The sequence below is a fragment of the Corallococcus sicarius genome (assembly GCF_003611735.1).
Lineage (GTDB): Bacteria > Myxococcota > Myxococcia > Myxococcales > Myxococcaceae > Corallococcus > Corallococcus sicarius.
The window spans coordinates 39,280-53,291 of record NZ_RAWG01000024.1; the positions used below are offsets into that span (position 1 = coordinate 39,280).

The 14,012-nt window shown below is 71.4% G+C and carries 8 protein-coding genes; 4 read left to right on the forward strand and 4 right to left on the reverse strand.

Annotation, left to right across the window (positions count from 1 at the left end):
* Window positions 1-28 precede the first annotated feature (28 nt).
* Window positions 29-376 (forward strand): helix-turn-helix domain-containing protein, encoded by a 348-nt coding sequence (locus D7X12_RS05805; RefSeq protein ID WP_120624263.1) that lies wholly within the window; start codon window positions 29-31, stop codon window positions 374-376.
* Window positions 377-385: 9 nt separating this feature from the next.
* Here D7X12_RS05805 and D7X12_RS05810 read toward each other — a convergent pair whose 3' ends face one another.
* The 4 genes from D7X12_RS05810 to D7X12_RS05825 all read right to left on the reverse strand — a co-directional run bounded on the left by D7X12_RS05810 (window position 386) and on the right by D7X12_RS05825 (window position 5,607).
* The gene (locus D7X12_RS05810; protein ID WP_244224372.1) at window positions 386-1,591 is read right to left on the reverse strand and encodes a serine/threonine protein kinase; all 1,206 of its coding nucleotides are present in this window, start codon (window positions 1,589-1,591) and stop codon (window positions 386-388) included.
* A 79-nt stretch (window positions 1,592-1,670) separates the two neighbouring features.
* Window positions 1,671-3,110 carry a glycoside hydrolase family 6 protein gene (locus tag D7X12_RS05815; protein ID WP_120624264.1) on the reverse strand — a complete coding sequence of 480 codons (1,440 nt, stop codon included), beginning with the start codon at window positions 3,108-3,110 and terminating at the stop codon, window positions 1,671-1,673.
* A gap of 119 nt (window positions 3,111-3,229) precedes the next feature.
* Complete coding sequence (locus D7X12_RS05820) at window positions 3,230-4,597, reverse strand: hypothetical protein (RefSeq protein WP_120624265.1); 1,368 nt, start codon at window positions 4,595-4,597, stop codon at window positions 3,230-3,232.
* Window positions 4,598-4,635: 38 nt separating this feature from the next.
* Window positions 4,636-5,607: a YybH family protein gene (locus tag D7X12_RS05825; RefSeq protein ID WP_120624266.1), complete on the reverse strand. Its 972-nt coding sequence runs from the start codon at window positions 5,605-5,607 to the stop codon at window positions 4,636-4,638.
* 95 nt (window positions 5,608-5,702) lie between these two features.
* Between D7X12_RS05825 and D7X12_RS05830 the strand changes: the two genes are divergently transcribed.
* The 3 genes from D7X12_RS05830 to D7X12_RS05840 all read left to right on the forward strand — a co-directional run.
* The gene (locus tag D7X12_RS05830) at window positions 5,703-7,553 is read left to right on the forward strand and encodes a GNAT family N-acetyltransferase (RefSeq protein ID WP_120624267.1); all 1,851 of its coding nucleotides are present in this window, start codon (window positions 5,703-5,705) and stop codon (window positions 7,551-7,553) included.
* Window positions 7,550-8,989 (forward strand): GNAT family N-acetyltransferase, encoded by a 1,440-nt coding sequence (locus D7X12_RS05835; protein ID WP_120624268.1) that lies wholly within the window; start codon window positions 7,550-7,552, stop codon window positions 8,987-8,989. Before D7X12_RS05830 ends, D7X12_RS05835 begins: the two co-directional genes overlap by 4 nt.
* A gap of 134 nt (window positions 8,990-9,123) precedes the next feature.
* Window positions 9,124-14,012: non-ribosomal peptide synthetase (locus tag D7X12_RS05840; protein ID WP_158619974.1), on the forward strand; the 4,889-nt coding region annotated here is incomplete at its 3' end.

Sequence of the window (14,012 nt, forward strand, 5' to 3'; positions counted from 1 at the left end):
ATGGACTTTCCGTTACGCTCCCCCGCGCATGGACGAACAACTGGGCATGAAGGTAGGCAAGGCCGCGCGCGAAGCCCGAGCGCGGCTCGGCCTGACGCAGGCGGAGGTCGCCGCCACCGTGGGGATGAACACCATGGTCTACAGCCGCGTGGAGCGAGGGAAGATGGTGCCCAGCGCCACGATGCTGTGCCGACTGAGCATGGCGTTGCGCGTGAGCACGGATGAACTGCTGGGACTGGCGCGGCCGGACGCGGGGGCCCGCCGCGAGGTCCGGAAGGAACCTGCCGCCTTGCGGCGGCTGGTGACCCTGGCGCGCGAATTGGAGGAGGAGAAGCTGGACGCGCTCGTCACCATGGCCCGCGCCTTGTCACGCTGAAGCGCGCACCTACCCCCGGGGCTCGCGAACGGGCGGCGGTGTCAGCGCCTGTGCGTCCATTCCCGCGGGGAAGAGGTCTTCGTCCTCCAGCTCCACCTGGTCCCGGACGGAGCTGGCGTCGGCGATGAGGCGGGCCAGCTCCTCCGCTACCTCCTTGCGTCCATACAGCCCGCCCCCGCCTCGTTGTTGCTGCTCCCGGGCGAGCCCCTCCCGCAGCGCATCCCGCAGGACGCCAGCGGTCCCGGGGCGGTCCCCGGGCTCGCGCCGGAGGGACTGCTGGAGCGCGGCGCCGAACGCCACGGGCAGCCCCGCCACCGCGCGGGCCACGTCCTGGGGCGTGTAGCGCTGGACCTGCTCCAACATGCACGTCAGCGGCAGGGACGGCTCCTCCTCCACCTGGAGGCCGTGGCGGGCGGGGCCGTCCTCCTTCGCGACACCTTCCATCGCGTCCTGGAAGAGGTGGCGTCCCGTGGCCAGCTCCAGCAGTGAGAGCCCCAGGGAGAAGAGGTCCGAGGCAGGCGTCAGCGCTTCTCCCCGCAGATACTCGGGCGAGGCATACGCCACGTCGCCCTTGAGGAGCCGTCCCTGCGTCTCCTCGCGCCCCACCAGATGGGAGTAGGCGGCTCCGAAGTGCGTCAGCTTCACCGTGCCGTCCCGGGCAATCCTCACGTTGCGGGGGCTGACATCGCGATGCACCAGCCCCAGGGGACGCCCCGTGCCGTCGGTGAGGGAATGGGCGTGGTCCAGCGCGTCCGCAAGCTCCGCTCCCACGAAGAGGGCGAAGGCCACGGACACGGGGCGCTCCCGCATGGCCATCAGGCACAGCACCGTGTCCAGGGACGGGCCGTCCACGTACTCCATCACGACGTAGGGTTTGCGCTCGTGGACCTTGAAGTGGTGCACCTGGGCGATCGCGGGGTGGCGCAGGCGGTAGGCCAGCTGCACTTCCTCCAGGAGCCGGTGGCGCCGCTCCCGCGTGGCTGGAGTGTGCAGCCGCTTGACGAAGACAGGACCCGGCAGGCCGCGCGGCTCATGGCGCTCGGCCAGCATCAGCACCTCGCCATTGGAACGACGGTCCACGGTGCGAAGGAAGTCGTAGCGGGTGTCAGCGATCTGGAAGAGGAAGTGCGAGCGCTCGGGTCCGAAGGGGAGCCGCCGCGGGTGGGACGTGGGCGCATCCCGGCTGGACGGGTTGACGCGGTCGGTGGTCTGCAAGAGGCCTCATTTCGATGACTAGACCTCTGGAGTCTACTTCTGACACGACCTCAATCAAGGCCCGTCCAGCCCGAGGCGCTCAAGTCCCGTCAATGAGCCGGGTCGCCAGGTCCGGGCTGAACTGTCCCGCGGGCGTGCCCGGCGCGATGCCGCACTGGCCATCCGAGTCACCCGGCACCTTCACCCACAGCAGCAGCTCCGCGCCGCCGCCCGTCTGCGAGGGCGTGCCCAGCTTGCGGCCCGCCGGGTTGCACCACTCGCCGTTGGAGCCGTTGCCATTGCGGCTGGTGTCCACGACGAACTGCCGCGTGTAGCCGTAGCGGCTGGACAGCGCGGAGTTGACCGCACCGCCGTACGTGGCGGACTCGCTGGTGATGTAGAAGTTGGACACGTTGATGGAGAAGCCACGCACGTTGCGCACGCCCGCGGACTCCAGCCGCTGCGCCATCGTGTCGGCAGCAATCCACCGCGCGTTGCCGCCGTCCAGGTACGCCCAGGTGTTGGGCGCGCGGTCGCGGAGCTGCTCGGTGGCGTAGCGCAGCAGGCCCAGCCGCGTCTGGCGCTCCGCGTCGCTGGGGAGGCAGTCCAGCTGCGCGACGGCGTCCGGTTCGATGATGACAATCGCAGGCCGGTTGCCCAGGCCCGTCGCGAAGGCGGAGATCCATGCACGGTACGCCTCCGGGCTCCCCGCGCCGCCGCCGGAGTGGCTGCCGCAGTCGCGGCCCGGGATGTTGTAGGCCACCAGCACCGGCAGCTTGTCCGCCGCGTCCGCCGCGCCCACGAAGCCCGACACCGCCTGCGCGATGTCACCACTCCAGTTGCCGAACCAGCGCGCCATCGGCTTGCTCGCGATGGAGGCGTTGATGCGCGCCGCGCGGCCGTCCCCGCCGTTGGCGCGCACCCAGTTCGCCGGGTTGGAGTTCGGGTCCACGTAGAAGCCGCTCGTCATCGCCACCGGACCGGAGCCCGTCGTCCCGCCCTCGGTGGTGAGTGAGATGTCATCCAGCCGCACCGTGACAGCGTTGGCCCGCCCGCCCAACTGGAACGTCACCTGGCCCTGCCCCGTGGACAGCGAGGAGGTGAACGGGAAGCTGATGCGCCGGGAGGTGCCGTCCAGCGTGAAGGACTCGCTGAGCGTCGTCGCATACGGCGCGGTGTCCTGCTGCACCGTCACTCGCGCGGTGATACCCGCCGTGGCCGTGGCCGTGAAGGCCAGCGTGTAGGCCTTCCCCGCCACCAACGTCAGGCCACTCTGCCCCACGATGGCGTCCCACGGGTTGGCCGTGTTCGCCGCCACGTCCACGCGCCACTGCCCGCTCTCCACCCGCGACTGCGTGCTGGCGTTGTTCCACCACGGCGCCGTCGTGCCGGCGTTGAAGGTGCCGTTGGAGAGCAGTTCGACGAGCGCCGCCTGCTCCACGGACACCGGAGCGTCCGCCTGAGTCTCAGGCGTCGCGGGACCGCAGGACAGGAGCACCGCAGGCAATGACAACCACCGGAAGAAACCAGGGAGATTCATGGGGCACTCCTCACCACGGGGGAAGTGCCATTCATGCGGAGGCCCGAGCCGGGAAACAAGACCTTCCTGTTATTTCATGTATATCTGAAATCTACCCTGTTCCTGGTGGCAGCCAGCCGTCAGCGCTCGCGGACCACGGCCAGCGTGCCCAGGCTCCCGCCCTGCGACATGTTGAGCATCGCGCCGGGCGCCATCCGCACGAGGAAGCCCTCCGGCCGGTTCTCCTCCCAGAGGAACGGGTTGATGTCCGAGTGCAGCTCCTCGTGGCGCACCCGCCCGCCGTCGAACACGGGATAGGACGCCTTCACCAGGGGGATGCGCTCCTGCACGACCCAGGTCTCCTCCAGGGCCTGCTTGAGCGTGGCGCTCCAGGTGTCCGCGTCCGTGTTCCATCCGAGCGTGACGCCCCGTCCGCCGTAGTCGAACGCGGGCTTGAGCACGAAGTGCTCGCGGTGCCCGGCCACGTACGACAGCAGGTCCACGCGCGCACCCTCGCGGAGGGTCATCCCCTCGCGCACCACGCGCGTCCAGGGCAGGTGGCGGCGGAGCAGCGCGTCCTGCTCCGCGCCGAACGCTCCCTCGTCCGCCATGCGGCTGACCTCCGCGAAGAGCGCCTTGCTGCGCAGCATGGTGCTGCGGAACAGCCCGTTCATGAAGTTCACCGCGCCGTCGGAGATGGCGCGCATGACGGGATGGTCCGGCCCGCAGCCCACCACCAGCCCGCCAAAGCCGATGGAGGAGATGAAGGTGATGACGTCCACCGGGAAGTCCCCCGCGCGCAGCACGCCGTCCGCGTACGTCCAGTCGTCGTCGGCGGTGACGATGCGCAGGTCACAGCCGTGGTCCTTCAGATAGGCCTGGTACACCACCTCCTCGTCCGCGTCGTCCGGGCCCGGCGGACCGAAGAGCGCCAGGCTCGGCGGGCCCTTGCGGCCGGCGCGGCCGTTGAGCACGGTGAGGGCGGTGACAAGGTTCGGCGCGGTGGCGGGGCGGACCACCTCGTAGCGCTTCGAGAAGGCCTCCATCACCGCCGAGGTGTCGAACGCCTCGCCCAGGCTGTGGGAGTTGATGGGCCCGCCGGGGTAGGGATTGAACTCGATGAAGCGGATGACGCCGTCCGGACCGACGAAGCCATCCAACCGCCCGATGGTGGCCAGGCCCGCGCGCTGCCCGTCCACGGGCACGAGCAGCTCCTCCCAGCCCTGCGGACACAGCGACTCGCGGAACGCCGCGTCCACCGCGGCGCGCCGCACCACCTCCTCCAGTGCCTGCCCCACCGCGTACGTGGCCCGCTGGATGTCCGCGTGCTGCGGGGGCGTGACGAAGTACGGGCGCAGCGTGCGGTACAGCACGCGCCCGCCCAGCGTGACGCCCTTGCGCTCGGCCGTGCGCTGGAGCTGCTCGTGGGTCCGGCGCAGCACGTCGCCCTGGAGCAGGTCGTCGTAGAAGCAGATGGCGTCAGCCAGCGGGGCACGGGGCAGGGACATGGGGACTCCGGAGCAGCGAGGGAGGAACCGAGACGCCGTCAGGGGCCCTGCGGCCCGGGGTTGGAGTTGCCTCCGTCGGTGACATAGCGCCACTGCCCGTCCGCCTGCAGGCGCCACACGGTGAGGTACTTCACGTGGTCCGTCTCCGGCTTGCCTTCGGCGTTCTTGCCCGTCGCGACCGCGCGGCCCACCGTGTACGCCAGGTCCCCGGACGCCGCCGCGTCTCCCAGCACCGGCTCCCAACGCAGGTCGATCTTGTCGAGCGTGAGCGGAGTGTACGCCTGCGCGATGGCCTCACGGCCGAAGAGGCCCGCGGGTCCGCCCAGCAACACCGCGTCCTCCGCGGCGTAGGTGATGAACGCCTTGCCCATGCCCTCCTTCGTGGACAGCTCGGAGAAGGCGCTGTCCGCGGCCTTCGCCTCCGCGAGCACCGCGTCCTTCGACATCGTGCGCGGCGCGGCGGCCGGCAGCGTGTGCGACGGGGAGAAGCCCGCCGGCGGCGTCATGGGCGTCTTCGCGGCGTTGCGCACCGTCACCGTCACCCGCCACGCACCGTCCGGCTGCTGCCTCCACGTGGAGATGTAGCGGCCCAGCGCCTTCGCCGTCGCGCCCGCCGCGTCCACCGTCGAGTGGCCCACCGAATAGCCCAGCGTCCCGTCCGCGCTCACGTCCCAGCGCACCGGCTCCCAGTGCACCGTGCCGCCCTGCTCCAGCGGGTGCGCGGTCAGCCACGCGCGGATGGCCTCCCGTCCCCTGAGCGCGTACTCCCCTTCCACGAGCATCACCGCGTCCTCCGCGAGGAACTCCGCGAACCCCTGCGCGGAGCCCGCCTTCGCGCTCGCGTCGGACATGGCCTGATCCGCCTCCCGCAGCCGGACGCGCGCGTCGGACGCCGACAGCGCCGCCGGGCGCGACCGCACGTCCGTGCCCGCACCGGTGGCTCCCGCTCCACTGCACCCCATGGCACCCAGCGATGCCGTGACCAGCGCTCCCGCGAAAATCCGGTTCATGTCCTCATTCCTTTTCCAGAGCTGTAGAGCCAGTGAATCAGGCCCTTCTCGCCTACCTTGATTCGCACTGCGAGACACGCAATCGTGACTTATTCATGATTCTCTACGATGAGCGCAACGTTGACGCATGCTCCTGGCCCGAGACCCCGGAGGGGCGGCTCGCGCGGGACTACCTCGTTCCGCTGATGAAGCGTGGCAGCACCGCCTATTTTTCCGACCGCACCACCCTGCGGCTGGTGGCGATGGATGACCTGCGCATCCCGCTGGCCGTCAACGACGCGGAATACGACAACTCGGCGCTCCTCTCCACCTTCGCGCGCTACATCAGCCTGCAGCTGTCCGCGGTGACGGCGGAGACGTGGGGTGCCGGGCGCGCGCGGGTGATGCGCGGCGCCATGCACACGCTGGGCGCGCTGCTCAAGTCGGCGAGCATCGACAAGTGTGTCTACGTGGACCACTGGCTGCTGCTGCGCAACCTCAACGCGGAGCTGACCGCGGACCAGGTGGCGCGCCTCACCGCCTTCCTGGTGAAGCAGTTCCCGAAGCACGCCATCGTCTTCCTGACGGTGAACCCGGCCACGCACGCGCCGCTGCTCAACGTGCTGGGCGCGCAGGGCTACGAGCACGTCTATTCGATGCACACGCGCATGATGCTGCCCACGCAGGCGGAGGTGAGCCGGCAGGTGCGGGAGAACCGCCGCCGCGACAGCCGGCTGCTGGAGGCCTCCGGCTACACGCTGGTGGATGGCAGCACCGTGCCTGACTGCGCGCCCCGGCTGGTGGAGCTGTACCGTTCGCTCAACGGGGAGAAGTACCAGACCAACCTCCAGTACACCGAGGAGTTCTTCGCGTGGACGCTGCGCGAGGGCATCCTCCAGTACAAGCTCGCGGTGAAGGACGGGCGCATCGACGGGTTCTACGGCCACCACCTGCACCGGGACGTGCTGTTCTCGCCCGTGTTCGGCTACGACGTCGCGCTGCCGCAGGAATTGGGGCTGTACCGCGGGCTCGTGTACCAGCTCATGGAGGACGCGCTGGACGCGGGCCACACCGTGGAGCTGGGCGCGGGCGCGGACCCCTTCAAGAGCCTGCGCGGCGCCGTCCCCGTGCCCCGCTGGAGCGCCGTCCACATCCGCCACCTGTCCCGGTGGCGCCAGGCCGTGTGGCGCGCCCTCAGGCGCTACGCCAACGACGCGATCCGGCCCGCCTCGCGCGGGATGATGCGAAGGATTGACGGCGAAGGCGTCGCCGGCTTCGAACCGCTGTCGCTGCCCCTCACGCCGCCCACCGGCCAGACGCCGCAGGAGGCCGCCCAGGCGCTGCGCCAGCAGGTGGACGCGCTGGAGCAGTCGCTGGAGGCCGCCGCCAGGTTGGAGGGCGAGGCCCGGCAGCGTGCCCTGGCGCCGCTGTCGCAGACGCTGCACAACTGGCCCCAGCCCACGTCCCGCGTCGTCGCCCTGCGCGAGCGGCTGACCCGGCTGGAGCACGAGGCCCGGCGCAAGCCCGCGGCGTCCACGCCGCACACGTCGCCCGCGCCCGACGAACACGCCCGTCAGCTCCTGGAGGGCGCGACGCGGCTGGGTGACACCGCGCTCGTCGCCACGCACCTGGGAGAGACGCCCGCGCAGCACCTCAAGGCGCTGGTGGAGGCGCTGCGGCAGGCGGCCGGGTGCGTGGGCGTGGTGCTCACCGCGACGCGCGGCGACAAGGTGGTGCTGGTGACGGCGGCCAGCCCCGCGCTGCGCGAGCTGGGCCTGGACGCGGGCCAGCTCATGGCCCAGGCCGCGCCCTGCGTGGACGGCAAGGGCGGAGGCTCCCCCGAGGTGGCATGGGGCGGAGGCTCGCGCGCTGGAGGCATCGACGCGGCGCTCATCGCCGCGCGGGAGTTCGTGCAGGCCCACCTGGCCGGCCCCGCGACGTCGCGCCCTCCGGGTGAGCCCTCGTGATCCTCTACGACGAGACCCACATCCAGACGGCCCCCTTCCCCGACACCGAGGAGGGACGCGCGACGAAGGACTTCCTCGTGCCGCTGTTCCAGCGCGGCCCGGAGGCGTGGTTCGGGGACCGGGCCCGCATGCTGCTGCTGGGCATGGATGACCTGCTCATCCCCCTGTCCCTCACCGAAGGGTCGGGCGACAACTCGTACCTGTTCTCGATGTACGCGCGCTACATCGCCAGCCAGCGCAGCGCCATCAAGACGGGCAACTGGAAGCCCCTCGCCGGGTTCACCGCCAGCAGCGTGCTGTGGGGCGTGGGCGCGGTGATGAAGGCCACCCGGCTGGACAAGGTCATCCAGGTGGACACCTGGCCCACCCTGCGCAACATGGGCGCGAACCTGACGGCGGATCAGGTCCAGCGGCTGACGGACTTCCTCACCACGCGCTTTGCGAAGTACGCGCTCGTCTTCATGGCGGTGAACCCCGCCACGCACTCGCCCCTGCTGAACCAGCTGAAGGGGCACGGCTACGACTTCTCGTACATGACGCACACCCGCATGCAGCTGCCCGCCGGCCTGGAGCCGGGCGCGAGCGCGCGCAAGCTGCACCGCCGGGACGCGCGCATGACGGAGGCCTCCGGCTACCAGGTCGTGGACGGTCGGGACATGCCCGGCTGTGCGCCCCGGCTCGCGGACCTGTACCGGCAGCTCAACCGCGAGAAGTACATGACCAACCCTCCCATCAGCGAGGCGTTCTTCGAGGACATGCGCCTGGGCACGCGCATCCCCCTGCGCCTGCTGGTGAAGGACGGCCGCATCGACGCCTTCTACGGCATCTCCGTGAAGGACGACGTCCTGTACTCGCCCGTCTCCGGCTACGACCTGTCGCTGCCGCAGGAGGTGGGCCTGTACCGGATGCTCAACAGCCTGCTGATGCGCGAAGCGTTCGACCGGGGCATCGCCATCGAGACCGGCGGAGGCTCGGACCCCTTCAAGAGCATGCGCGGAGACCGACCGCTGCCGCGCTACAACGCGGTCTACGTGCGCCACCTGCCCGCGTACCGGCACGTCGCGTGGCGGCTGGTGGCGAAGCTGGGCAACGAATCGCTGCTGGGCTTCAGCCGCAAGCGCCTGCGCGAGGTGGACGGCGAGGCGAACGTCCTCGGCTTCGACGGCATCCCGGACACGTTCGCCTCCCCCATCCTCAGCCCCCGCGAGTCGGTGGCGCTGCTGCGTGAGCAGCTGGAGTCCCTGGAGCGCGACGTGGAAGCGACCGCGAACCTCACCGGCCGGGAGCGCCTCCGGCACGTGAGCGCGCTCAACAAGCGGCTGGAGGATGAGCAGCTCCCCCGCCCCCGCGTGGCCGCGCTGCGCGAGCGCCTGGAGCAACTGGAGCGCGCGCAGCAGTCCGACAAGAAGCAGCGCAAGCAGCCCCCGAAGACGTGAGCGCGGACCTGGAGCGGGCCCGCGGCTTCCTCCAGACCCGGCTGGCCGTTCCGACGTAGCCGCGTTCCTCCGCAGCGACAGCGAAACATTCCTGCGTCCGGCGACACCGGCGCGAGCAGCGAGGTGTGCCCGACATGGCCCAGACCCCGGATGAGAAGCGCGCGAAGCTGGCCCACCTGCTGCGCGAAAAGGCACGCAAGGCACGCCAGGCTCCGCCCTCGTTCTCCCAGGAGCGGATGTGGTTCCTGGACCAGTGGAGCCCCGGCAGCGCGCTGTTCAACATGCCCGCGGTGGTGCGGTTGAACGGCGAGTTGGACAGGAGCGCGCTCCAGCACGGCCTCCAGGCGCTGGTGGACCGCCACGAGGCGCTGCGCACGACCTTGCGCGAACACGAGGGCCAGCCCGTCCAGGTCATCGCCCCGTCGCTCACGCTGACGCTCGAGCACCGCGACCTGCGGGACGTGCCGGAGGCGGAGCGCGAGGCTCGCGCGTGGGCGGACGTCACCTCCGAAGCCCAGCGTCCCTTCGCGCTGTCCGAGGGCCCGCTGGTGCGCGCCACGCTCTACGGGCTGTCCGGCCATGAGCACCTGCTGCTGCTCAACCTCCACCACGCCATCGCGGACGGCTGGTCCATGGGCGTGCTGGTGCGGGAGCTGGCCCTCTTCTACGTCGCCGCCGTGGAGGGCTCGCCCGCGCAGCTTCCGGCCCTGCCGGTGCAGTACGCCGACTTCGCCGCCTGGCAGCGCGAGTGGCTGAAGGGGGACGTGCTGGAGGCGCAGCTCGCCTACTGGCGCGGGAAGCTGGATCCGGAGGCGCGGCTGGAGCTGCCCGCGGACAAGGCGCGGCCGGCGACGCTCGGCTCGCGGGGCACCCGTCAATTCCTCACGCTCAGCCCGGCGCTCACCCAGGCGCTGAAGGACTTCAGCCAGCGCGACGGCAAGACGCTCTTCGTGCTGGTGGTGTCCGCCTTCCTCGCGCTCATCCACCGCTACACCGGGCAGGATGACGTGGCGCTGGGCACGCTGGTGTCGGGCCGGGGCCGCTCGGAGCTGGAGGGGCTCATCGGCCTGTTCATCAACACGCTGGTGCTGCGCACGCCCCTGTCCGGCGCGCTGCGCTTCCGCGAGCTGATGGACCGCGTGCACGACACCGCGTCCGAGGCCCAGGCGCACCAGGACGTCCCGTTCGAGAAGCTGGTGGAGGCGCTCAAGCCCGAGCGCAGCTCCAGCCACCTGCCGCTGTTCCAGGTGATGGTCATCCACCAGAGCGCGCCCGCGTCACCGCTCCAGGCGCGCGGCCTCACCATGGAGGCCCTGCCCGTCACCACCGACACGACGAAGCACGACCTCACCCTCTACGCCACGGAGCTGCCGCAGGGCCTGCGCCTGTCCGCCGAGTACAGCACCGACCTCTTCGAGGCCCCCACGATGGTGCGCCTGCTGGGGCACCTGCAGCGCGTGCTCGAAGGCGCGGTGGCCCACCCGGAGATGCGCCTGCGCGACCTGCCGCTCCTGTCCGACGCCGAGCGCCAGCAGCTCCTGAAGGACTGGCACGGCGCGCACGAGGCGTATCCACAAGAAGACCTGGCCGCGCTCATCGAAGCGCAGGTGGCCCGCACGCCGGACCGGGTGGCGCTCGCCTTCGAGGACGCGTCGCTCACCTACGCGCAGCTGGACGCGCGGGCCAACCAGCTCGCGCACCACCTGCGCGGGCTGGGCGTGGGGCCGGAAGCGCGCGTCGGCGTGTGCCTGGAGCGCTCGCTGGAGATGGTGGTGTCGCTCGTCGCGGTCCTCAAGGCGGGCGGGGCCTACGTGCCCTTCGACCCGGGCTATCCGCCGCAGCGGCTGGCGTGGATGTTCGAGGACGCATGCCCCACGGTGCTGCTGGTGCAGGAGCGGCTGCTGCCCGTGCTGCCGCCGCACGCCGCGCGCGTGGTGTGCGTGGATGCCGAAGCCGAAGCGCTCTCGCGCCTGCCCACGCACGCGCCTGCTCGTGCGACAGAGCCGGACGCGCTCGCGTACATCATCTTCACGTCGGGCAGCACCGGCCGTCCCAAGGGCGCGATGAACGCGCACCGGGGCGTGTGCAACCGACTGCGCTGGATGCAGCAGGAGTACCGCCTGGGCGCGGACGACGTCGTGCTCCAGAAGACGCCCTTCAGCTTCGACGTATCGGTGTGGGAGTTCTTCTGGCCGCTGATGACAGGCGCGAAGCTCGTCGTCGCGCGGCCCGGCGGGCACCAGGAGCCCGCGTACCTCACGCGGATCATCCGCGAGGCAGGCGTCACCACGCTGCACTTCGTGCCCTCCATGCTCCAGGTGTTCCTGGAGGAACCGGAGGCCGCGGGCTGCGCGTCGCTGCGCCGGGTGGTGTGCAGCGGCGAGGCCCTGCCCCTGGAGCTGAAGGAGCGCTGTCTCCAGACGCTGCCGCACGCGGGCCTGCACAACCTCTACGGCCCCACCGAGGCGGCCGTGGACGTGACCTACTTCGCCTGTACGGCGCACGACGGACGGCGCTCGGTGCCCATTGGCCGGCCCGTGGCGAACACCGCCATCCGCATCCTCGACCCCCTCCTCCAGCCGGTACCGGTGGGCGTGTCCGGCGAGCTCTACATCGGCGGCGTGCAGGTGGGGCGCGGCTACCAGTCGCGCCCGGACCTCACCGCCGAGCGCTTCATCCCGGATCCGTTCAGCGACACGCCCGGAGCGCGGCTGTATCGCACGGGCGACCTGGCGCGCTGGCTGCCCGACGGCGAGGTGGAGTACCTGGGCCGCGCCGACTTCCAGGTGAAGGTGCGCGGCCTGCGCATCGAACTGGGAGAGATTGAGGCCGCGCTGGAGCAGCACGACAGCGTGCGGCAGGCGGTGGTGCTCGCGCGCGAGGACGTGCCCGGCGACAAGCGACTGGTCGCCTACGTCTCAGGCCGCGCCGGGGCCACCGTGGACGTGGAGGCGCTCAAAGCGTCGCTGCTGGCGAAGCTGCCGGAGTACATGGTGCCGCCCGCGTTCGTCGTCCTGGACGCGCTGCCGCTCAGCCCCAACGGCAAGGTGGACCGCAAGGCGCTGCCCGCGCCCACGCTGGAGCGCGCGCCGGAAGAGGCCCGCGCCATGCCGGAGACGCCCACGGAGGTGGCCATCGCGGCCCTCTTCGGAGAGCTGCTGAACGTGAAGGACGTGGGTGCCCGGGACGACCTGTTCCGGCTGGGTGGCAACTCGCTGCTGGCCACGCGCGTCCTCGCCCGGCTGCGCGCGCTGTTCGGCGTGGAGCTGTCCTTGCGCGTCCTCTTCCAGCACCCCACCGTGCGGCAGCTCGCGCGGTGCGTGGACGAGGCCCGCGCGGGCACGTCCGCCCCGGTGGAGCGCACGGCCCAGGCCCGTCCCCGCGAGCGCTTCCCGCTCCAGCCCCTCACGGTGGAGAACGCGCCGGAGGACACGGTGGGCGCGGCATCGCAGGAGCCACACTCCGCCGCGCTGTCCGCCGAGGAGCGGCACCGCGTGCTGGTGACGTGGAACGACAACGCCCAGGACTTCCCGCGCGACGCGTGCCTGCACCACCTGGTGGAAGCGCAGGTGCGCCGCACGCCAGACGCGGTGGCTGTCGTCTCCGGCGCGGTGCGCCTCACCTACCGCGAGCTCGATTCGCGCGCGCAGCAACTGGCGCGGCGGCTGCGCTCGCTGGGCGTGGGCCCGGAGGTGCGCGTGGGCCTCTGCGTGGAGCGCTCCGCGGACATGGTCGTGGGCATGCTGGGCATCCTCAAGGCGGGCGGGGCCTACGTGCCGCTCGACCCCACCTACCCGCGTGAACGGCTGGCCTTCCTGCTGGAGGACGCGCAGGGGCCCGCCCTCGTCGCGCACTCGCACCTGCTGGCCGCACTGCCGCCGCACGCATCGCAGGTGGTGTGCCTGGACCACCCGGAGGATGCGCTGCTGCCTCCGCCGGATGCGTCCCTCGCGCTGTCGCCCCTGCCGGAGAATCTGGCGTACCTCATCTACACGTCGGGCAGCACCGGCCGTCCCAAGGGCGTGGCCATCCCACACCGCTCCGCCGTGGCCTTCCTCACGTGGGCGCACAGCGTCTTCTCCGCGGACGAGCTCAAGGGCGTGCTCGCCTGCACGTCGCTCAACTTCGACCTGTCTGTCTTTGAAGTCTTCGCGCCGCTCAGCCGGGGCGGGCGCGTCATCATCGCGCGCAACGCGCTGCACCTGGCGGAGCTGCCCCAGGCGTCGGAGGTCACCCTCGTCAACACCGTGCCCTCCGCGATGGCGCAGTTGCTGCGTCTGGGCGCGCTGCCCCCGTCGGTGCGCACCGTCAACCTCGCGGGCGAGGCGCTGCCCGCGTCCCTGGCCCGACAGATCTACGAGGTACCCGGCGTCCAGCGGCTCTACAACCTCTACGGTCCGTCGGAGGACACCACCTACTCCACCTGGGCGCGCGTGCGTCCCGGTGAGGTGCCGCCCATTGGCCGGCCGCTGACCAACACCCGCGCCTACGTGCTGGACGCGCACCTGCAGCCGGTGCCGGTGGGCGTGCCCGGCGAGCTGTACCTCTCCGGAGAGGGGTTGGCGCGCGGCTACCTCCACCGCCCGGAGCTGACCGCGGAGCGCTTCCTGCCCGCACCCTTCGGCCCTCCGGGCGCGCGCATGTACAGGACGGGCGACCGCGTGCGCTACCGCCCCGACGGCGCGCTGGAGTACCTGGGCCGCACCGACTTCCAGGTGAAGGTGCGCGGCTTCCGCATCGAGCTGGGCGAGGTGGAGGCCACGGTGCAGGCCGCCCCCGGCGTGCGGGAGGCCGTCGTCGTTGCACGCGAGGACGTCCCCGGCGACAAGCGCCTCGTCGCCTACGTCGTCGCAAGGGACGGCCACCCATTGGACGGAGCCCGCCTGCGCGAAGGGCTGCGCCGCACGCTGCCCGAGTACATGGTGCCCGCGGCCTTCGTCGTCCTGGACGCGCTGCCGCTCAACACCAACGGCAAGGTGGACCGCAAGGCCCTGCCCGCCCCCATCAGCGAGCGCACCAGCCC

Excerpts from the sequence above, each read along its gene's own strand:
- D7X12_RS05805 (WP_120624263.1), top strand. The coding sequence starts at position 29 with ATGGACGAACAACTGGGCATGAAGGTAGGCAAGGCCGCGCGCGAAGCC.
- D7X12_RS05815 (WP_120624264.1), bottom strand. The coding sequence starts at position 3,110 with ATGAATCTCCCTGGTTTCTTCCGGTGGTTGTCATTGCCTGCGGTGCTC.
- D7X12_RS05820 (WP_120624265.1), bottom strand. The coding sequence starts at position 4,597 with ATGTCCCTGCCCCGTGCCCCGCTGGCTGACGCCATCTGCTTCTACGAC.
- D7X12_RS05825 (WP_120624266.1), bottom strand. The coding sequence starts at position 5,607 with ATGAACCGGATTTTCGCGGGAGCGCTGGTCACGGCATCGCTGGGTGCC.
- D7X12_RS05830 (WP_120624267.1), top strand. The coding sequence starts at position 5,703 with ATGATTCTCTACGATGAGCGCAACGTTGACGCATGCTCCTGGCCCGAG.